The following is a 19,313-nucleotide window of genomic DNA, read 5'->3' on the forward strand; positions in this document are numbered from 1 at the left end:
GAACGTCCCTCTTGAGAAAGAACGAGTACCAGCCATGACCAACATTTCAACGCAGCCGGGAGTGCATGCACCTGTCGCGGAGGGCTCTCCGGTCCTTGAGGCCGCAGCCCTCGCCGAGGAGACCATCAGGCTGGTACGCCGCTGGCTCACCGAGGCAGCCAAGGTCCCGGTCGACGCGTCCGCCGAGCAGTTGGCCGGGGTCCTGAAGGACCCGAACGGGCTGGACTTCACGGTCGGGTTCGTCGACGGCGTGGTCCGCCCCGAGGACCTGCAGGTCGCCGCCCACAACCTCGCCGCGCTGGCCCCCAAGGTCCCGGCGTTCCTGCCCTGGTACATGCGCGGCGCCGTCCGGCTCGGCGGCACGATGGCTCCGGTCCTGCCGCAAATGGTCATCCCGATCGCCCGCCGCGTGCTGCGGGAGATGGTCGGGCACCTGATCGTCGATGCCACCGATGCGAAGCTGGGTCCCGCCATTGCCAGGATCCGCAAGGACGGCATCAAGCTCAACGTCAACCTGCTGGGCGAGGCCGTGCTCGGCGAACACGAGGCCTCGCGCCGCCTCGAGGGCACGCACAAGCTGCTGGCCCGCCCCGACGTCGACTACGTCTCCATCAAGGTTTCCTCCACGGTGGCCCCGCACTCCGCCTGGGCCTTCGACGAGGCCGTGGAACACGTCGTCCAGAAGCTCACGCCGCTCTTCACCCGCGCCGCCTCCTTTGCCACCGGCGGACAGAAAGCCAAGTTCATCAACCTGGACATGGAGGAGTACAAGGACCTTGACCTGACCATTGCGGTCTTCACCCGGATCCTGGACAAGCCCGAATTCAAGGACCTCGAGGCCGGCATCGTGCTGCAGGCCTACCTGCCGGACGCGCTCTCCGCCATGATCCGCCTGCAGGACTGGGCCGCCGCGCGCCGCGCCGCCGGCGGCGCCGCGATCAAGGTCCGCGTGGTCAAGGGCGCGAACCTGCCGATGGAACAGGCGGAGGCGTCGCTGCACGGCTGGCCGCTGGCCACCTGGCACACCAAGCAGGACTCGGACACCAACTACAAGCGCGTCATCAACTACGCGCTGCACCCGGACCGGATCCGCAACATCCGGATCGGCGTCGCCGGGCACAACCTCTTCGACATCGCCTTTGCCTGGCTTCTCGCCAAGCAACGCGCCGTGGAATCCGGCGTCGAATTCGAAATGCTGCTCGGCATGGCCCAGGGCCAGGCGGAAGCCGTCAAGCGGGACGTCGGCTCGCTGCTGCTCTACACTCCTGTGGTCCACCCGGCCGAGTTCGACGTCGCGATCGCCTACCTGATCCGCCGGCTGGAGGAAGGCGCCAGCCAGGAAAACTTCATGTCCGCCGTCTTCGAACTGAGTGAGAACGAAACCCTGTTCGAACGCGAGCAGCAGCGCTTCCTCGCCTCGCTCACCAGGCTCGACGACGAGGTCCCGCCGCCCAACCGCCGGCAGAACCGTGCCCTTCCGGCCGAGCCGATGCCGCACGACTCCTTCGAGAACACCGCGGACACCGACCCGTCGCTGCCGGCCAACCGGGACTGGGGCCGCGCCATCCTGGGGCGGGTGCCGACCTCGGTGCTGGGCAACGCCGCCGTCGAGGCCGCCACGATTAACGACGAGACCACCCTCAACAGGGTCATTGAAACCGCTGTGGACAAAGGCAAAGCCTGGGGTGCGCTGTCCGGCGCCGAGCGCGCGGCGATCCTGCACCGCGCCGGCGACGTCCTCGAATCCCGCCGCGCCGACCTGCTGGAGGTCATGGCCAGCGAGACCGGCAAGACCATTGACCAAGGCGATCCGGAGGTCAGCGAGGCCGTCGACTTCGCGCACTACTACGCCGAATCGGCCCGCCGGCTTGACGACGTCGACGGCGCCACCTTCGTCCCGGCGAAGCTCACCGTGGTCACCCCGCCGTGGAACTTCCCGGTGGCCATCCCGGCCGGTTCCACCCTCGCGGCCCTTGCCGCCGGCTCCGCCGTCGTGATCAAACCCGCCAAGCAGGCCCGCCGCAGCGGCGCCGTGATGATCGAAGCACTCTGGGAAGCAGGCGTCCCGCGGGACGTGCTGGCCCTGGTCCAGCTGGGTGAGCGGGAGCTTGGCCGGCAGCTGATCTCCCACCCCGCGGTGGACCGCGTGATCCTGACCGGCGGCTACGAAACCGCCGAACTCTTCCGCTCCTTCCGCAAGGACCTGCCGCTGCTGGCCGAGACCAGCGGCAAGAACGCCATCATCGTCACCCCGAGTGCCGACCTTGACCTCGCAGCCAAGGACGTCGCCTACTCCGCGTTCGGCCACGCCGGCCAGAAGTGCTCCGCCGCTTCGCTCGTCATCCTGGTCGGATCGGTGGCCAGGTCCAGGCGCTTCCACAACCAGCTGATCGACGCCGTCACCTCGCTGAAGGTTGGCTACCCGGAGGACCCGACGAGCCAGATGGGCCCGATCATCGAACCCGCCGGCGGCAAGCTGCTCAACGCCCTCACCACGCTGGGCGAAGGCGAAAGCTGGGCCGTCGAGCCCCGGAAACTGGACGAGACGGGCCGGCTCTGGAGCCCGGGCGTCCGCTACGGCGTGCGCCGCGGATCCTACTTCCATCTGACCGAATTCTTCGGCCCGGTGCTGGGCGTGATGACGGCGGAAACCCTTGAGGATGCCATCGCCATCCAGAATCAGATCGACTACGGCCTCACCTCCGGACTGCATTCGCTGAACCCGGCGGAACTGGGTCTCTGGCTCGACACCGTCCAGGCCGGCAACCTCTATGTCAACCGCGGCATCACCGGCGCCATCGTGCAGCGCCAGCCGTTCGGCGGCTGGAAGAAGTCCGCCGTCGGCGCCGGCACCAAGGCCGGCGGGCCGAACTATCTCCTTGGTCTCGGCGAATGGGCCAGCAAGCCCAGCGCCGCGGCGGGGAATGCCGGGACGGCCGCGCATCCCGGCGTCCGCCGGATCGAGCAGGCGGCGCAGGGCATCCTGTCCGCAGGGGAGCTGGAGGTCCTGCGCCGTGCCCTGGCCTCCGACGCTGTCGCCTGGGCCGAGGAATTCGGAACGGCCAAGGACGTTTCCGGACTGAGCGCCGAGCGGAACATCTTCCGCTACCGCGCGCTGCCGGTCACGGTGCGGCTCTCCGAAGGCGAACCGCTGGCCCGCCTGGTCCGGACGGTGGCAGCCGGCGTGCTGGCCGGTTCCGCGCTGACCGTGTCCACCGCCGTCGAACTTCCCGCCCAGCTGCGCACCGTGCTCACCGGGCTCGGCATTGACCAGACCTTGGAGGACGACGCCGGCTGGCTGGCCTTCGCGGCCCGGCTCGCCGGCGCCGCGAGGCTTGCCACCTCGCGGATCCGGCTCATCGGAGGGAACGCCACGGCACTGGCCGAGGCGACCGGCGGACGTCCCGACCTGGCCAGCTACCACCACCCGGTCACCGAAGCCGGACGCGTTGAGCTGCTGCCGTACCTGCACGAGCAGGCCATCAGCATCACGGCGCACCGGTTCGGCACGCCGAACCACCTGTCCGAGGGGCTGATCTAAGGACCGCCGCTCCGCCGGAAAACACAAACGAGCCGGGCAGCCACCCTCCAATAGTGGCCGCCCGGCTCGTGGTTTAAGGGCGCTCGACGCCCGCTGACTCAGCCGAAGTACCAGCCCGGCGGCACCCAGGTCGCCGGCACGGCGTGCGCAGAGAAATCGTCGCAACCGGAGCAGAAGTACGTCACTTCGCCCAGCCGGTTGATGGAACCGTCCCTGTGATGCGTGGCCGGAACAAATGTCTCAAGATAAATGAATTCGTCGGTCCCGCACCGTTCGCAGTAGGGGTTACCGACGTATTCGGCCTCAACTAGGGTCGTCTGGTGCGGGTCGAGGCGTCCGCGGCTCGGGTGATGCGCGGACGCGCCGCGGTGCACTACCTGCGAGAGCGGGGCCACGGGTTTGAGACTCCGGGTTGCCGATGCGGTGGAGCTGTGTGGTCGGTTAATGGCTGGCGTCATTGTCGGCCTATCCCGAACGCCTCCGGCGGGTCAGCCGCACGGCAGACACACCAGACAACGTCCGTAGTTCGAATCGTTGTCATAGGCCGCTGCTTGACCTTCAACACACTAAGGATAAGCCACGAATACGGGTGGATCAATGGTATGCGTAAGTACGCAACCGAGTAGGTACATCGACAAGTACGCAGTCAGGGGTCACTCCATGAGCGGCAGGTGCGGGTACTCCGGCTTTCGCTGCTGGAACTGCAGTACCTCCGGATTGAGGATGACGCCGTCGCGGATTTCGATCGCGCGCCGGATGGTCTCGTTCGACGTCCAGGCCTCGCGGCCGGTGATGACGGTTTCCAGGAATGGCAGCAGCGCTTCGCTGATTTCGCAGCTGGACGAATTCCACAGGTACGACGGGCTGTGGTCCACGGCGTAGTAGTCGATATGGTCCCCGACCTTGAACATCGGCTCGGCGAACGTGGTGGTTTTCGCCCAGCTGAAACCCATTCCCTCGTCGCAGGACACGTCCACAATCAGGCTGCCGGGCCGGAACGCGTCGAGGTCCTCGGTGCGCAGGTACGTCAGCGGCGCGTTCGGGTCCTGCAGGGTGCAGTTCACCACGATGTCGCTCCCGGCCAGGAACGGTGCGAGCGGAACCCGGCCGCGCTCGGTGATGACCTCGCTGAGGAACGGCGCCTTGTCGTCATGGTCGAACTGGGCGATCCGCACCGAGTGGATGGGCGAGCCCACCGCGGCCACACCGCGGCTGGTCAGGACCTGGACCTCATGGATGCCGTGCGCGTTGAGCGCGGTGACCGCGCCGCGGGCCGTGGCCCCGAAGCCGATGACGACGGCGCTCAGGCGGCGGCCGTAATCCCCGGTGGACCCGGTCAGGGCCAGGGCATGCAGCACGGAGCAGTAGCCGGCCAGCTCGTTGTTCTTGTGGAAGACGTGGAGGCCGAAGCCGCCGTCGCTGGCCCAGTGGTTCATCGCCTCAAAGGCGATCAGCGTGAGTTTCTTGTCGATCGCCAGCTGCGTGACCGCCCGGTCCTGGACGCAGTGCGGCCAACCCCACAGAACCTGCCCGTCCCGGAGTTCGGCCAGGTCTTCGGGCTGCGGCTTGGGCAGCAGGACGACGTCGGCCTCGGCCAGCAGTTGCGCCCGCGGGACGATGCGCCCAACCTGCGGGGCGAGGTGGGCGTCCGAGACGCCGAAACGCTCGCCATAGCCCTTCTCCAGGATGAGCTGCTGCCGGAGTTCCGGGGCAATGCGGCCCACGTGCAGGGGATGGATCGGGAGGCGGCGCTCGTCCGGTTTCCGCGTGCTGGCAAGGACTCCGAGGGTCAAGAGGCTCACAGTTCCGCTCACTTCTTTTTGGGAGTGGCCGGCTTGGAGCCGGTGGCCTTGTCCAGGGAGCTGGGCGGCGCTGCGGCGGTTCTCTTGTCGGCCCGCTTTTCCTTGATGGATTTTGCGGACTTCTTGGATGCTGCTTGACGGGGGGATTTGTCAGCCATGATCGCTCCTGTAGCGGAACCGAAGAGGTTCCTGACTTCGAACGATACAGGCAGCGGCCTAACGGCCGGGAGGTCCGCTGAGCGGAGTTTGGAGAAGAATTGGAGCGGCTGACGGGAATCGAACCCGCGTATCAAGCTTGGGAAGCTAGCGCTCTACCATTGAGCTACAGCCGCACGGGGACCAGCCAAGAATCTGACAACAATCCCGGTGAAAACAACGAGCTTCACATTACCCCAGTCGGAAGCCTTCTCAGAACACCCGGCGTCCGATCGCGGCGGCTACCTCCCCCCACGGAACAGCCTGCCACGAGGGCAGGCCGTTCCAGGTCGCCTTGGTGGTTCTCGGGCAGCCCGCCCGTCCCTGCGCGGTCAACCGCCCTGGCGTGCCATGTGGCGCGCGCCGCGGAGACCGAACACGACGGCGGGTCCGATGGTCGAGCCCGGACCGGGGTAGGTCCGCCCCATCACGGACGCGGCGTTGTTGCCCGCCGAGTAGAGGCCCTCGATGACGGTGCCGTCCTCGCGCAAGGCCCGTGCCTCGGCATCGGTGACGACGCCGCCCTTGGTGCCAAGGTCCCCGATTACTACCTTGAACGCGGTGAACGGGCCCTTCTCAAGCGGTCCGAGGCACGCGTTGGGGTGAACCGTCGGATCGCCGTAGTAGCGGTCGTAGGCTGAGTTGCCGCGGCCGAAGTCGCCGTCGACGCCGGTGCGCGCGAAACCGTTGAACCGGTCGATGGTCGCCTTCAGCCGGGCGGGATCCATGTCGAGCTTCGCGGTGAGCTCGGCGAGGGTATCCGCTTTGACCATGATCCCCGCCTCCTTCATGGCCTTGTTGTTCTTCGGGTCGATCGCGAAGGTGCGGAGGTAGCGGCGGGCGTGCCGGACGTCGCCGACCATCCAGTACGGGCCGTCCTTGTCGTGCTCGAGCATGTGGTGGCCGAGGTCGACGTAGGACTCGGACTCGTTCGCGAACCGGTCACCCTTGGCATCGAGGATGACCGAGTAGGGCAGCGAACGTTCCCCGACGATGAACGCGGGTCCGTGACCCGGCGCGGCGGCGATCGATCCGCCCCACCACGCGTCGTCCATGAGTTCGAGCGCCGCGCTGTTGTCCTGCGCGATCTCGATGGGGCGCCCGAGGTTGCCCGGAGCGCCCGACGGGGCGCCGTCGATCCCGTGGTGCTTCTGGCGGAGGTCCTTGGTGTGGTCGAAGCCGCCGCCGGCGAGCATCACCCCACGCGTCGCGCCGATCGTCACAGGCCTGCCGTTCCGCGTGATCCGCACCCCGACGACGCGGCCGTTTTCGACGACGAGATCCTGCAGCGGCGCATTCAGCCACAGCTCGGCCCCCTGCTGCTGCACCACGACATCAAGGAATGCGGCGGCGAATCCGGCGCCGATGCCGCCGAGCTTCTTGCCGGTGACCACGCCGCCGAGGGCGCGGAAGACGAGCTGCGCACCCCGGACAAAGCCGGCCGGCGTCGACCAGGCGCGCCCCAGGAGCCAAACGTCGTCAGTCTTGACCGGCAGGGCGGCGGGCGCCTGGCAGGTCTTCCACCAGTCGCCGATCTTCTTGATGTCGAACGGCTTCACCTCGATGCCACGGCCGATCTTGCCGCCAGGGAGCTCGGGGTAGTAGTCGGGATAGTCCGCCGCACGCACGAATGTCACGCCGTACTTCTCGGCGGTGGTGACGAAGTCGGCGATCCCGTCGACAAACGCCTCCTTGCGGGCCCGCGTCGTGGCGCGACCCTCGTCGCCGACCGTCTTTTCGAGGTAGGTCAGCGCCTCGCCGCGGGAGTCTCCGGCGCCGTCGCGCTGCATGAGCGGGTTGTTGGGCATCCACATGCCGCGTCCGGACATGGACGTGTTGCCGCCCCACTTGCCGGTGCTTTCCAGAAGGAGGACCCGAAGGCCCTCGTCTGAGGCGCCCATGGCTGTTGCCAGGCCGGCGGCACCGGTGCCGACGACAACGACGTCATAGCTGTGGTCAACGGGCTTCGACTCTGACATGGCTTGCTCTTTCGCTTCCCGGACGCCTGTGTCCGGGTGGGACGCTGCCGGGCTGCTTTGCGTCACTCTATGACATAAAGACGTCGGATTAGGGTATTGCCATGACCAACGCCGGGACACCGAAACCACTCCGCGGGCGCCCGGTCGTGGTCACGGCTGACCAGACCGAGGCCGTCGCCCTTCGACTCTGGTCCGAGCGCGGATTCCACGAGGTCGCCGTCGCCGACGTCGCTGCCGAGGCGGGCGTCACCGCGCGCACGATCTTCCGCCGGTACCCGACGAAGGCGGACATCGTGTGGGGCCCGCTCACGGCGTCGTTCCAGATCCTCACGGACGCGCTTGAGCAGACCTCACCGCAGGCGCCGCTGCTCGAGCGCGCCCGCACCGCCCTCGTCGGCATGATCCGCGACGGTGACGTCGATCCGACCGCACGCCACCGGATCCGCATCGTCGGACGGACCCCCGAGCTGCAGAGCAGCAGCTCGGCCCCGTTCCGGCTGTGGCGCCAGTGCCTCTGCGACTTCGCCGTCGCGCAACCGGGTGTCGACGCCCTCCGCGCCCAGGTGTTCGCATGGTCCGTACAAAGCACGGCACTGGCCGGGCTCATCTGGTGGGTGACACAGGAGCCGGGAACGGCTCCCTGGCAGGCCGTAGACGAGGCGTTCGCGCACCTCAGGGACTGACCCGGCCCGCCGGGAGGCTCTCGACCGGCGCCGCGGGGGAGCCACAGCAACGCGGGGTCACATCGCGCCCATCCCCGACCCCGGGATGGGCCGTAGCTGACCCCGCGTTGCTGTTCGGCAGTGGTCACAGACCAGTACACAAACCGGGGAGTCGATAACTCTTCGATAAAGGCCCGTCCCCGCAGCCGCGGGAGACGGGCCTTGCTGTCTATCCTGAAGGGGTTAGCTGCAGTTCGGGGGAAGCGGGCTACGCTTATCAGCCGTCCGCCGAGCAAGGATTTCCGTGACCATTGCAGAGTACGACGTCGTCATCCAACGGGATGCCAGGAGCGTGTATGACTTCCTGATCGACGCCCGCAACCTGCCGAGCTGGCGTGCGGGCGTCCGGAGCATCGAACTGGAATCCGGCGCTGCCGGGACCAAGGGGGCCGTCTACCGCCAGACCACCGCCGGACCTGGCGGACGGACCGTGAGCGGAGATTTCGAGATCACCGCGGCGCGGCCCGGCGCGGAAATCCAATACCGGGTCGTTGCCGGCCCGGAGCGGACGCGTGGCGGCTACTACCTGAGCACCGAAGGCGGGAGCACCCGCGTCCGCTTCGCCCTGGAATGCGAGCCCCGTGGGCTCCTGGCCCGGCTGAAGTCCCCGTTCGGCCGGCGGATGAAGGCAGAAGTCTGCCAGTTGGAGCAGCTGAAGTCCGTGCTGGAAGAACAGGCAGAGCTGTAACAGCCGGGCTAACAGAAGCCCCGCGCGCGGTTGATCCGGGAGAGTACGGTAATTTGAGACTGTGCTGATCTCCGACCGCGACATTCGTTCCGAAATTGACTCCCAACGGATTGTTCTGGAGCCGTACGACCCTGCCATGGTGCAGCCCTCGTCGGTGGACGTCCGGATCGACAGGTTCTTCCGGCTCTTCGACAACCACAAGTACGCCCACATTGACCCGGCCGAGGAACAGCCCGAGCTGACCCGGCTGGTAGAGGTTGAGACCGGCGAGCCCTTCATCCTCCACCCCGGCGAATTCGTGCTCGGCTCCACCTACGAGACGGTGACGCTCCCCGACGACATCGCCGCCCGGCTCGAGGGCAAGTCCTCGCTGGGCCGGCTCGGCCTGCTCACGCACTCCACCGCGGGATTCATCGATCCCGGATTCTCCGGCCACGTGACCCTGGAGCTGTCCAACATGGCGACCCTGCCGATCAAGCTGTGGCCGGGCATGAAGATCGGCCAGTTGTGCTTCTTCCGGCTCACCTCGGCTGCCGAACACCCGTACGGCTCCGGCCAGTACGGCAACCGCTACCAGGGCCAGCGCGGCCCGACCGCGAGCCGGAGCCACCTGAACTTCCACCGCACCGAGGTCTAGATTCCGTCGGCTGTCCGCACTGTCGGCGGTTTCGCCGGCCGGCGCAGCATCGCCACCACCGGTTCCACGAACCGGGCGGCGAGCGGGCCCGTCACGGCCATGATCAGCACATAGGCGGTGGCCAGCGCGGCAAGCTCCGCGGGCACCACCCCGGAGGCGACCGCGAGTCCGGCGATAACGATCGAGAACTCCCCGCGGGCGATCAGCGCGGCGCCGGCCCGGAAACGCCCCGGCAGGCCGATCCCGGCGCGCTTCGCCGCCCAGATTCCGGTGAGCATCTTGGTGGCCGCCGTGACGAGGGCCAGCAGGAGGGCCCAGCCGAGCACCGGCGGGATGGTGGCGGGGTCGGTGTTGAGGCCGAAGACCACGAAGAAGATGGCTGCGAAGAGGTCCCGCAATGGCTCGAGGATCCGGGTGGCGCTGTGGGCAGTGGCACCCGAAATGGCGATCCCGAGCATAAAGGCCCCCACGGCTGCCGATACCTGCATGGCGGCGGCCAGCCCGGCCACCAGCAGGGCGGCGCCCAGCAGGTTGAGCAGGAACACTTCGGAGTTCTCGCTGTGCACGGCCTTGGACACATGGTGCCCGTGGCGCAGCGCGACAAGCAGGACCACTGTGACCACGGCGAGTGAGATCCCGACGGTCTGCAGCCCCACGACGAAGCTGACGCCGGCCAGGGTGGCCGTGAGGATCGGCAGGTAGACCGCCATGGCGAGGTCCTCGAACACGAGGATGGAGAGGACCACCGGGGTTTCACGGTTACCGATCCGGCCCAGGTCAGTGATCACCTTGGCTGCGATCCCCGACGACGAGATGTAGGTGACGCCGCCCATCACCATGGCTCCGACAGCGCCCCAGCCCAGCAGGACCGCCAGGATGGCACCGGGCAGGAAGTTCAGGACAAGGTCCAGGACACCGGCCTGCCAGGAGCGGCGCAGCCCCGTGACCAGCTCCGCGGCCGTATATTCCAGTCCAAGCATAAGCAGGAGGAGGATGACGCCGATTTCGCTCGAGAGATGGGTGAATTCGTGCATGCCCTCGAGTTTTACGATGCCCCCGGCGCCGAAAAACAGGCCGCCGATGAGGTAGAGCGGAATGGGGGACATGCCGACCCGCCCGGCCAGCCTCGCCAGCAGGCCGAGGCAGAAGACGACGGCCCCGAGTTCGATCAGGGTCAGTGCGAGCGGATCCATCCGCTCAGCCGTTGCGCAGGATGCCGGCCGCTGTGTCCAGGCCTTCTTGTGTTCCGACTGCCACGAGGAGATCGCCGGGGTGCAGGACGACGTCGGGTCCGGGTGAGGGGACCACCTCGCCCTCGCGCATGATGGCGACGATCGAGACGCCGCTCCGGGTCCGGATGGCGGCCTTGCCCATCGGTTGGTTATGGAACGGGGAATCGGCGGCAATCGAGAACTGCCTGGTGACGATTCCCGGAACCTCGCGGTGGGCCTCGGAAAGCTGCATGGCCAGCCGCTGGCCGCCCAGCAGGTTTCCCAGCGCGGCGGCCTCATCGGCCGTCAGGGGGATGGACGCCTGGCAGGTGTCCGGATCATCCCAGGTGGAAACGATCAGTTCAGTCTGGCCTTCGCGGTATTCCACGACGCCGATCCGCCTCCCGGAGGCGGTCATGAAGTCCTTGCGCCGGCCCAGTCCAGGGAGGTCTGTTTCATCCACGTTCATGCCTCCAGCCTAGTGCGCTGCCCGGGCTTTTAGGGCCGCTTCAGCCAGCGGGGACGGTGGCGATTTCCGTCCTGCCCGGCGCCTTCACCGGGAGCAGCAGCAGCAGCCCGGCCAGCAGCACCACCATAATGCCGAGGATGCCCCAGCGCTGCGCCTCACCGGGGGCCACCAGCGGGGCGGCTATCGCGATGCACAGCGTAAACAGGGCGGGGGCGAGGAAGCTGACCGCCCGGCCGGTGGTGGCGTAGAGGCCAAACAGTTCGCCGGATTCACCGTGCGGGGCGAGCCGGGCGAGGTAGGCCCGCGAGGAGGACTGCGCCGGCCCGACAAAGAGGCACAGGAACAATCCGAAGACCCAGAACGTGGTGGAGCCGTCCCAGTCCATGCCGAAAAAGGAATATCTCCCGTTGCCAAGGACCAGGATCACGGAGCCGGCAATCAGCAGCCCGAGCAGCGAACCGGTGATGACCGCTTTCGGTCCGGCCCGGTCGTCGAGGAAGCCGCCCACGATGGCGCCGACCGCGGCGACAACGTTCCCGAAAATCGCGAAAAGGATGACGTCCTTGAGTTCGAAGCCGAACGTACCCGCGGCGATGATGCCGCCAAAGGTGAACACCGCGGCCAGCCCGTCCCTGAAAACGGCACTGGCCAGCAGGAAGTAGATCGTGTGCGGGCTGGTCCGGTGGATCGCCTTGACCCGGCGCACCAGCAACCCGTAGGACGCCAGGAATCCCGGGCCCGCGCCCTGCCTGGTCTTGGGAAGCTCAGGCACGGCGAACAGCACCGGCAGCGCAAAGACGAAGAACCACAGCGCCGAGAACACCGCGACCAGCCGGATGTTCAAGCCGTCCACCGTGGAGGCACCGAACCACTCGAAGCTGGGCTGGACGAACACCTGGAGAACAAGCAGCAGGGCCACGATGCCGCCGAGGTACCCCATGCCCCAGCCGAAGCCGCTGACCCTGCCGATGTTCTGCGGGGTGGAGATCTGGGCAAGCATGGCGTTGTAGTTCACGCCGGCAAACTCGAAGAAGACATTCGCCAGCGCAATCAGGGTCACCCCGAGCAGCAGGAACTCCGGGCGCGGGAAGACAAAGAAACACAGCGCGGTCAGGAGCGCGACGGCGGCAGTGTTCACCCCGAGCCAGAGCTTCCGGCGCCCGCCGGCATCGGAACGCTGCCCGGTCACCGGGGCCAGCAGGGCGATGGCGGCGCCGGCGATGGCGAGTGCTCCGCCCAGGACAGCTGAGGCCTGGTCCTCCCCGCCGAAGGCGTTGGAAGTCAGGTACACGGTAAACACGAATGTGGTCATGACCGCGTTGAACGCGGCCGAGCCCCAGTCCCAGGCAGCCCACGCGAGGACGCGTCCCTTCTGCGAGACCTGGTTTCCGGATTCCAGTTCCGAAGCGGGGCGCACGGCCTCTGGGGGAGCAGCGGAGTTCATAGCTCGAATATTATCCGCAGCCGGGACGGGGCCTGACGCATGCTGCCAAAAGAATTTGTCAACGCTTGGTAAACTGTCCGGACTGAACCTAACGAATGCCCCGCCTGCTCCAACTTTTGACCATCGAATTCCTGACGTTGCGGAGATACCAGTGATCACAGTCCTTGCCGTGCACTTCGCGGTGGCTGCTGTGGCGCCATTCCTCTTCCGGAAGTTCGGCCGGAATTCGTTTTACGCCCTCGCGGCGGTGCCGGCGGGCTCGTTCGCCTGGCTGGTCCTGCAGCACGGTGCTGTGTATGCCGACACCGGCGCAGCCCGCACCGGAGTGGCCGAAGTCCTGCCCTGGATCCCCGAGCTGAGGATTGAGCTCGCCTTCCGGATGGACGCGCTGGCCTGGGTGATGTCCCTGCTGGTGCTCGGCGTCGGGGCGCTGGTCCTCGTCTACTGCGCCCGGTATTTCAAGGACAAGGACGACTACCTCGGCGGATTTGGCGCCCAGCTGCTGGCCTTCGCCGGCGCCATGTTCGGCCTGGTCACCGCCGATGACCTGCTCCTGATGTTCATCTTCTGGGAACTGACCACTGTCCTGTCCTACCTGCTGATCGGCTACGCCCGGACCAGGCTGTCAGCGCGTCGCTCCGCGCTGCAGGCCCTCATTGTGACCACCGCCGGCGGCCTGAGCATGCTGGTTGGCCTGATCATCCTGGGCTTCAACGCCGGGACCTACCGGATCTCGGCCATCCTCGAGCTGGCACCGGCCCTCGTCGCCGGGCCCGCCGCCGGAGCCGTGGCCGCCGCCGTCGTTCTCATCCTGATTGGTGCGATCACCAAATCCGCCCTGGTCCCTTTCCACTTCTGGCTGCCCGGCGCGATGGCGGCACCCACCCCGGTGAGCGCCTACCTGCACGCCGCGGCCATGGTCAAGGCCGGCATCTATCTGGTGGCGCGGCTGGCGCCCGGATTCGCCGGCACCCCGCCCTGGCTGCCGCTGGTGCTCGGCCTTGGCCTGGCCACGATGCTGGTCGGCGGCTACCGTGCGCTGCGCCAGACGGACATCAAGCTCATCCTGGCGTACGGCACGGTCAGCCAGCTCGGCTTCCTGACGATGGTTGTGGGGCTCGGCAAACCCGACGCGGCGCTCGCCGGCCTCGCCCTGCTGCTGGCCCACGGTCTGTTCAAGGCCACGCTCTTCCTGGTGGTGGGCATTATTGACCACCAGTCGGGAACCCGCGACATCCGCAAGCTTTCCGGCGTCTACCGTTCCTCCCGCGCCCTCGCGATTGTCGCCGCGGTTGGCGCGGCCTCGATGGCCGGCATCCCGCCGCTGGCCGGCTTCGTCGCGAAGGAGTCGGTGTTCGAAGCGTTCGTTCACTACGGCACCGACGCCGCCGCCGGCGTGTGGGGGCTCGTGGTCCTGATCGGCGTGGTGCTGGGGTCCATCCTGACCTTCGCCTACAGTGCACGGTTCATGTGGGGCGCCTTCGCCGTCAAGCCCGGTGTCGAGGCCACGCCGTTCAAACCGATCCAGCCGGCCTTCCTGGCCGCCCCCGCCGTCCTGGCGCTGTTGACCATCGTCTACGGGCTGTGGCCGGCTCCGGTGGACGGCTGGATCCAGCCGTACGCGGCGCTGTTCGTGCCCGACGGCGAGGACCCGGCCGCCGCGGCCGGGCACCTGGCGCTGTGGCACGGGGTGACCCCGGCCCTGGGGCTGACCGCCATCACCTTCGCCCTGGGCCTGGCCATGTTTTACGGCCGCAACGCCGTCTCCCGGCTCCAGGGGCTGGTCCCCGGCTGGATCGACGGTGACCGCAACTACCAGCAGATGATCGGCGCACTCGACGACGCCGCCGTCTGGATCACCGGGCGGACCCAGCGGGGTTCCCTGTACTTCTACCTGTCCGTCATCCTGACTGTGGCGTTCGTCCTGCCGCTGACCGCGCTGGTGCTGGCGGGCAAGCCGCTGCCCACGGACCTCTACTTCATCGACCCCAACGCCCCGCTGCAGATCGTGGTCGGCGCCGGGATCGTGATCGGCGCGCTGGCCGCCGTGCGTGCCAACAAGCGCTTCCTGGCCGTGCTGATGGTGTCCGTTACCGGCTACGGCATCGCCCTGATGTTTGCGCTGCAGGGCGCCCCGGACCTCGCGCTGACCCAGATGCTGGTGGAAACCATCATCCTGGTGGCGTTCGTCCTCGCCATGCGCAGCCTCCCCGCGGAACTGCGCGACCGCACCGGCGGGCGATACCGGGTGATCCGCGTGATCATCGGCGCGGCGTTCGGCCTCACCATGGTCTTCGTTGCGATCTATGCCCTGGGCGCCCGGGTGGCGACGCCCATCTCGCTCGAATTCCCGAAGCTTGCCTATGAAGGCGGCGGCGGCCTGAACATCGTCAACGTCACCCTGGTGGATATCCGCGCCTGGGACACGTTCGGGGAAATCTCGGTGCTGGCGCTGGCCGCCACCGGGGTTGCGAGCCTGATTTTCGTCCGGGGCCGGGGGGACCGGATCCAGACTTCCGCCACGGTGGAAGCGGGCTCCGTGGGGCGCCGACAGCCGAGCCGAAGCGCAGGCCGGGACAACACCCGCGACGCCGCCGCGCTAGCCATGAGCCGCCGCTTTGCCGCCTCCAGCCGCGATGCGTGGCTTGTGGCCGGGCGGACCCTGGCGCCGGAACGCCGCTCGATCATCTTCGAGGTGGTCACCCGGCTGATCTTCCACTCGATGATTGTTTTCTCGATCTACCTCCTGCTGGCCGGCCACAACCTCCCCGGCGGAGGCTTCGCCGGCGGTCTCACCGCCGGCCTGGCACTCACCATCCGGTATCTGGCCGGCGGCCGTTTCGAGCTGCGCGAAGCCACTCCGGTCAGCGCCGGCGCGCTGCTGGGCATCGGCCTCGCCACTGCCGCGGCCTCCGGTGTGGCGCCGCTCCTGCTGGGCGGCCAGGTGTTCCAGACCGCCATTCTTGAGTTCTGGTTGCCGGTCTTTGGCGACGTCAAGTTCGTCACCTCGACAATTTTCGACATCGGCGTCTACATCGTCGTCGTCGGCCTGGTGCTGGATGTGCTGCGCAGCCTGGGGGCCGAGATCGACGAGCACTTCGAGGAGCACGCAGCAGAACCGTCCGAGGAGCAGGAAGCCGGCGGAGTCGCGGCAGAAACCACAGCCAAGGGAAAAGCATGAGCGTTAATCTGACCCTGCTGACGGTGATGGGCGCACTGTATGCCTGCGGCATCTACCTGATCCTGGAGCGCAGTCTTACCCGGGTCCTGCTCGGGCTGATGGTGCTCGCCAATGCCACCAACCTGTTGCTCCTCGCCACGGGCGGCTATGCCGGCCTGGCGCCGCTGTACAGCAAGGACACCGATCCCGGGGAGTACAACGATCCGCTCCCGCAGGCCCTGATCCTCACCTCGATCGTGATCTCCTTCGCCGTCACCGCGTTTATGCTCGGCATTATCTACCGCACCTGGGTGCTGGGCCGCCAGGACGAAATCCAGGACGACGCCGAAGACCGCCGCGTCGCCAAGACCCCCAGCTTCGACGCCGAGGACGACTCGGTGATCCCGGTGGAGACCTCCGAATTCCCCTTGACGATGATCGGCGCGGAAGGCCAGGCGGTCTCCGACGTTCCCGCCGGGGCTGACGCCACCGTCAAGGTCGCCGACCGCACGCTCGACGCCGAGGCGGTCGCGTCGGAGGAACAGCCCGGGTCCCTGAACGTCACGCCACCCAGCAAGGAAGGAGGCGGACAGTGAACATTGCCAGCTTCGCCCCGCTCGCCGTCATCCTTCCCCTCCTCGGAGCCGCCCTGACCTTCCTGCTGATCCGCTATTCCCGGGCCCAGCGGACCGTCAGCATCGTGGTCCTTTCGCTGACCCTGCTGCTCGAGTGCTGGCTGCTGGCCTCCGTCTGGGAGGGCGGCACGGCGGCGGTGAACATCGGCGGTTGGCTGCCGCCGTGGGGCATCGTCATGGTGGTGGACCAGTTCTCCTCGCTGATGCTCGTGGTGTCATCCGCCGTGAGCCTTGCCGTGCTGGTTTACGCCACCGGGCAGGGCATGGCCGACGGGGACGAGGACGCTCCGGTTTCGATCTTCCACCCCACGTACCTGATCCTGGTGGCCGGCGTCTCCAACGCCTTCCTCGCCGGGGACCTGTTCAACCTCTACGTGGGCTTCGAGATCCTGCTGACCGCCAGTTATGTCCTGATGACCCTCGGCGGGACGGGTCCGCGGATCCGGGCCGGGGTGACCTACCTGGTGGTCTCGGTCGTGTCCTCAGTGCTCTTCCTGATCGCGATCGCCATGATCTACGGGGCCACCGGGACCATCAACATGGCCGATCTCGCCGTCAAGCTCGCGGACCTGGACCAGGGCACGCAGAACCTGCTGCACGTGATGCTGCTCGTGGCCTTCGGGATCAAGGCCGCGGTGTTTCCGCTCTCCTTCTGGCTTCCCGACTCCTACCCCACGGCGCCGGCCCCTGTCACGGCGGTGTTCGCCGGACTGCTCACCAAGGTGGGCGTCTACGCCATGGTCCGGACCGAGACTCTTTTGTTTCCGGGGGACACGTTCAACGGCCCCCTGATGGTGGCCGCCTTGCTGACCATGCTGGTAGGGATCCTTGGCGCGCTGGCCCAGAGCGACATTAAACGTCTGCTGTCCTTCACCCTGGTCAGCCATATCGGCTACATGGTGTTCGGCCTGGCGATGTCCTCGGTGGCCGGGCTGGGTGCCGCCGTCTTCTACGTCGCCCACCACATCACGATCCAGACCAGCCTGTTCCTGGTGACCGGCCTGATTGAACGCCGGGGCGGCAGTTCCTCGGTGGACCGCCTCGCCGGCCTGGCCAAGCTGTCCCCGCTGCTGGCGGTGCTGTTTTTCGTCCCGGCCATGAACCTGGCCGGCATCCCGCCGTTCTCCGGCTTCCTGGGTAAAGTCGGCCTGCTGCAGGCCGGTGTCCAGCTCGGAACCCCGCTCGCCTACGCCCTGGTGATCGGCGGGGTGGTGACCAGCCTGCTGACCCTGCTGGCCATTGCAAGGGTCTGGAACCGCGCCTTCTGGCGTAAGCCCGAGGACGCAGAACACCCCGACCCCGTGCTGCTGGCGGACCCTACGGAGTCGTCCACCGGGGACCGGGCCGGAAAGACCAATGTCACCCTGCTGCCGCGCACTATGGTCGGCTCCACGCTGGGCTTGGTCGTCCTGGGCGTCGGCCTGACGGTGTTCGCCGGGCCGCTGTTCAAGGTGGCGGACCAGTCCGCCGTCGACATGCTGGACCGGACCTCGTATATTCACGCGGTTCTCGGCGATGGGGCGCCGGTCCCGGCCATCGCCCAGCCTGAGCCGGAAACCGGCGGCGTTCCGCCAGCCAGCGGGCAGGAGCGCAAATGAGCCGGAAACGCATCTCGCTGCGCCAGGAACTGCCGCTGCTGGTCTGGCTTGTGATTGTCTGGGGCGCGCTGTGGCAGAACTTCAGCCCGGGGAACCTGCTCTTTGGTGCGCTCATCGCCATTGTGGTGGCCCGGCTGTTCTACCTGCCGCCGGTGGAGCTCGGCGGTCGCTTCAACATCCTCCGGGCGGCCGCGTTCGCACTTGGCTTCCTGGCCAGGGTCGTGACGGCGAGCTTCCAGGTGCTGTATTTGGCCGTGGCCAAAGGCCCGAAGGTGATCAGCGCCGTCGTCGCCGTCCCGCTGCGGAGCCACTCCGATCTGCTGGTCACGGCGACGGGGCACGTGACCGCTCTGATCCCGGGGTCACTGGTGGTGGAAGTGGACCGCTCCACCTCCACGCTCTATATCCACGGCATCAATGTCCGCACTGCGGAGGATGCCGCGCAACTGCGCAGGAACGTCCGCGCCACGGAGGCGGGGCTGATCCGGGTCATGGGCACCCCGGCCGAATTGTCCGCTCTCAACCAGGAGGTGGGGTCATGATGCAGCTCGTCCTGACGGTGACTTCGGTGGTGCTGTCCCTGGCCGCCGGGGGAGCGATCATCCGGATCGCCCGGGGCCCGTCGCTGCTGGACCGGGTGCTCGCCGCGGACGTGCTGCTGGCGATCCTGGGCGCGGCACTGTGCATCGACATGGCCGTGAACCGGCACCTGAACAACCTCATGCTGCTGGTGGCGGTGTCCCTGATCGGGTTCGTCGGCTCCGTCACGGTGGCCCGCTTCGTTGCCGACCGGCGGGAGAAAAAGGCGTGAATCCTGAAGCATTCTCCGGCGACGCCGTGATCGACGCGGTTTCGGCGGTCTTCCTGGTGGTCGGCGCCCTGATGTCCCTCGCCGCGGCGGTGGGGCTGCTCCGCTTTCCGGATCTGATGACCCGGATGCACGCGGCCACCAAGCCGCAGGTGCTGGGGCTGTTCCTGCTGCTCTTCGCGCTGGGCCTGCAGCTGCGCACCTGGTGGGTCTGGCCGGTGCTGGTGGTGGCCTGGATCTTCCAGCTCCTGACCGTGCCGGTGTCGGCCCATATGGTGGGCCGGGCCGGGTACCGCACCAAGCACCTGCACCCGGAACTGCTCAGCACCGATGAACTGGAAGCGGTGGTGCAGCAGGCAGCGGGCACCCGCGGTTTCACCGACGACGACGGCGGCGAGGTCACCGAAAGGCGGTAATGGCCGCA

General features: G+C 67.5%; 17 protein-coding genes and 1 tRNA gene. 10 read left to right on the forward strand and 8 right to left on the reverse strand.

The genetic code is table 11. The features are described 5' to 3' along the window. Positions 1 to 34: 34 nt before the first annotated feature. Positions 35 to 3,541 carry a bifunctional proline dehydrogenase/L-glutamate gamma-semialdehyde dehydrogenase gene (locus tag AC50X9_RS00080; RefSeq protein WP_494888790.1) on the forward strand — a complete coding sequence of 1,169 codons (3,507 nt, stop codon included), beginning with the start codon at positions 35 to 37 and terminating at the stop codon, positions 3,539 to 3,541. Between the two features lie 98 nt (positions 3,542 to 3,639). Here AC50X9_RS00080 and AC50X9_RS00085 read toward each other — a convergent pair whose 3' ends face one another. The 5 genes from AC50X9_RS00085 to AC50X9_RS00105 form a co-directional block, all read right to left on the reverse strand. Beyond that, positions 3,640 to 3,936 carry a hypothetical protein gene (locus AC50X9_RS00085; protein WP_494888792.1) on the reverse strand — a complete coding sequence of 99 codons (297 nt, stop codon included), beginning with the start codon at positions 3,934 to 3,936 and terminating at the stop codon, positions 3,640 to 3,642. 258 nt (positions 3,937 to 4,194) lie between these two features. Continuing rightward, a complete protein-coding gene (locus tag AC50X9_RS00090) occupies positions 4,195 to 5,343 on the reverse strand; it encodes a N(5)-(carboxyethyl)ornithine synthase (RefSeq protein ID WP_494888794.1) in 1,149 nt (382 codons plus the stop codon). Between the two features lie 8 nt (positions 5,344 to 5,351). Next, positions 5,352 to 5,501: a hypothetical protein gene (locus AC50X9_RS00095; protein ID WP_494888796.1), complete on the reverse strand. Its 150-nt coding sequence runs from the start codon at positions 5,499 to 5,501 to the stop codon at positions 5,352 to 5,354. Positions 5,502 to 5,601: 100 nt separating this feature from the next. Next, positions 5,602 to 5,675 (reverse strand) — tRNA-Gly (locus tag AC50X9_RS00100). Between the two features lie 195 nt (positions 5,676 to 5,870). Then, complete coding sequence (locus tag AC50X9_RS00105) at positions 5,871 to 7,517, reverse strand: FAD-dependent oxidoreductase (RefSeq protein ID WP_494888798.1); 1,647 nt, start codon at positions 7,515 to 7,517, stop codon at positions 5,871 to 5,873. 101 nt (positions 7,518 to 7,618) lie between these two features. On the opposite strand from AC50X9_RS00105, the gene AC50X9_RS00110 reads away from it, so the two are divergent. From AC50X9_RS00110 to dcd, 3 genes are all read left to right on the forward strand, one after another. Next, positions 7,619 to 8,200: a TetR family transcriptional regulator gene (locus tag AC50X9_RS00110; RefSeq protein ID WP_494888800.1), complete on the forward strand. Its 582-nt coding sequence runs from the start codon at positions 7,619 to 7,621 to the stop codon at positions 8,198 to 8,200. Between the two features lie 283 nt (positions 8,201 to 8,483). Beyond that, a complete protein-coding gene (locus AC50X9_RS00115; RefSeq protein ID WP_494888802.1) occupies positions 8,484 to 8,927 on the forward strand; it encodes an SRPBCC family protein in 444 nt (147 codons plus the stop codon). A gap of 61 nt (positions 8,928 to 8,988) precedes the next feature. Next, entirely contained in the window at positions 8,989 to 9,564 is a 576-nt protein-coding gene (gene dcd / locus AC50X9_RS00120; protein ID WP_494888808.1) for a dCTP deaminase, read from the forward strand. Here the strand turns inward: dcd and AC50X9_RS00125 are convergent. The 3 genes from AC50X9_RS00125 to AC50X9_RS00135 are packed head-to-tail and all read right to left on the reverse strand — an operon-like array spanning position 9,561 to position 12,688. Further along, positions 9,561 to 10,757 (reverse strand): cation:proton antiporter, encoded by a 1,197-nt coding sequence (locus tag AC50X9_RS00125; protein WP_494888810.1) that lies wholly within the window; start codon positions 10,755 to 10,757, stop codon positions 9,561 to 9,563. The two genes, dcd and AC50X9_RS00125, sit on opposite strands and share 4 nt — an antisense overlap. Before the next feature lie 4 nt (positions 10,758 to 10,761). Further along, positions 10,762 to 11,244 carry a cation:proton antiporter regulatory subunit gene (locus AC50X9_RS00130; protein WP_310058411.1) on the reverse strand — a complete coding sequence of 161 codons (483 nt, stop codon included), beginning with the start codon at positions 11,242 to 11,244 and terminating at the stop codon, positions 10,762 to 10,764. Positions 11,245 to 11,284: 40 nt separating this feature from the next. Beyond that, positions 11,285 to 12,688, reverse strand: coding sequence for an MFS transporter (locus tag AC50X9_RS00135; RefSeq protein WP_494888813.1), 1,404 nt, complete (start codon positions 12,686 to 12,688; stop codon positions 11,285 to 11,287). 151 nt (positions 12,689 to 12,839) lie between these two features. On the opposite strand from AC50X9_RS00135, the gene AC50X9_RS00140 reads away from it, so the two are divergent. The 6 genes from AC50X9_RS00140 to mnhG are packed head-to-tail and all read left to right on the forward strand — an operon-like array spanning position 12,840 to position 19,305. Next, positions 12,840 to 15,869, forward strand: a complete 3,030-nt coding sequence (locus tag AC50X9_RS00140) for a Na+/H+ antiporter subunit A (RefSeq protein ID WP_494888815.1) — start codon at positions 12,840 to 12,842, stop codon at positions 15,867 to 15,869. Further along, a complete protein-coding gene (locus AC50X9_RS00145; protein WP_494888817.1) occupies positions 15,866 to 16,444 on the forward strand; it encodes a Na(+)/H(+) antiporter subunit C in 579 nt (192 codons plus the stop codon). The genes AC50X9_RS00140 and AC50X9_RS00145 overlap by 4 nt, the downstream gene beginning before the upstream one ends. Continuing rightward, complete coding sequence (locus tag AC50X9_RS00150; protein ID WP_494888819.1) at positions 16,441 to 18,081, forward strand: Na+/H+ antiporter subunit D; 1,641 nt, start codon at positions 16,441 to 16,443, stop codon at positions 18,079 to 18,081. The genes AC50X9_RS00145 and AC50X9_RS00150 overlap by 4 nt, the downstream gene beginning before the upstream one ends. Then, on the forward strand, positions 18,078 to 18,623 hold the full coding sequence (locus tag AC50X9_RS00155) for a Na+/H+ antiporter subunit E (protein WP_494888821.1): 546 nt from the start codon (positions 18,078 to 18,080) through the stop codon (positions 18,621 to 18,623). Before AC50X9_RS00150 ends, AC50X9_RS00155 begins: the two co-directional genes overlap by 4 nt. After that, a complete protein-coding gene (locus AC50X9_RS00160) occupies positions 18,620 to 18,892 on the forward strand; it encodes an MrpF/PhaF family protein (RefSeq protein ID WP_494888823.1) in 273 nt (90 codons plus the stop codon). The genes AC50X9_RS00155 and AC50X9_RS00160 overlap by 4 nt, the downstream gene beginning before the upstream one ends. Then, positions 18,889 to 19,305, forward strand: a complete 417-nt coding sequence (gene mnhG, locus AC50X9_RS00165) for a monovalent cation/H(+) antiporter subunit G (protein ID WP_494888829.1) — start codon at positions 18,889 to 18,891, stop codon at positions 19,303 to 19,305. Before AC50X9_RS00160 ends, mnhG begins: the two co-directional genes overlap by 4 nt. Positions 19,306 to 19,313 lie beyond the last annotated feature (8 nt).

This window comes from Pseudarthrobacter sp. HLT1-3 (assembly GCF_059383535.1).

Bases quoted from the DNA above. Each gene is read 5' to 3' on its own strand.
- AC50X9_RS00080 (WP_494888790.1), top strand. From the start codon at position 35: ATGACCAACATTTCAACGCAGCCGGGAGTGCATGCACCTGTCGCGGAG.
- AC50X9_RS00105 (WP_494888798.1), bottom strand. From the start codon at position 7,517: ATGTCAGAGTCGAAGCCCGTTGACCACAGCTATGACGTCGTTGTCGTC.
- AC50X9_RS00095 (WP_494888796.1), bottom strand. From the start codon at position 5,501: ATGGCTGACAAATCCCCCCGTCAAGCAGCATCCAAGAAGTCCGCAAAA.
- AC50X9_RS00155 (WP_494888821.1), top strand. From the start codon at position 18,078: ATGAGCCGGAAACGCATCTCGCTGCGCCAGGAACTGCCGCTGCTGGTC.
- AC50X9_RS00125 (WP_494888810.1), bottom strand. From the start codon at position 10,757: ATGGATCCGCTCGCACTGACCCTGATCGAACTCGGGGCCGTCGTCTTC.
- AC50X9_RS00145 (WP_494888817.1), top strand. From the start codon at position 15,866: ATGAGCGTTAATCTGACCCTGCTGACGGTGATGGGCGCACTGTATGCC.
- AC50X9_RS00135 (WP_494888813.1), bottom strand. From the start codon at position 12,688: ATGAACTCCGCTGCTCCCCCAGAGGCCGTGCGCCCCGCTTCGGAACTG.
- AC50X9_RS00110 (WP_494888800.1), top strand. From the start codon at position 7,619: ATGACCAACGCCGGGACACCGAAACCACTCCGCGGGCGCCCGGTCGTG.
- AC50X9_RS00130 (WP_310058411.1), bottom strand. From the start codon at position 11,244: ATGAACGTGGATGAAACAGACCTCCCTGGACTGGGCCGGCGCAAGGAC.
- AC50X9_RS00160 (WP_494888823.1), top strand. From the start codon at position 18,620: ATGATGCAGCTCGTCCTGACGGTGACTTCGGTGGTGCTGTCCCTGGCC.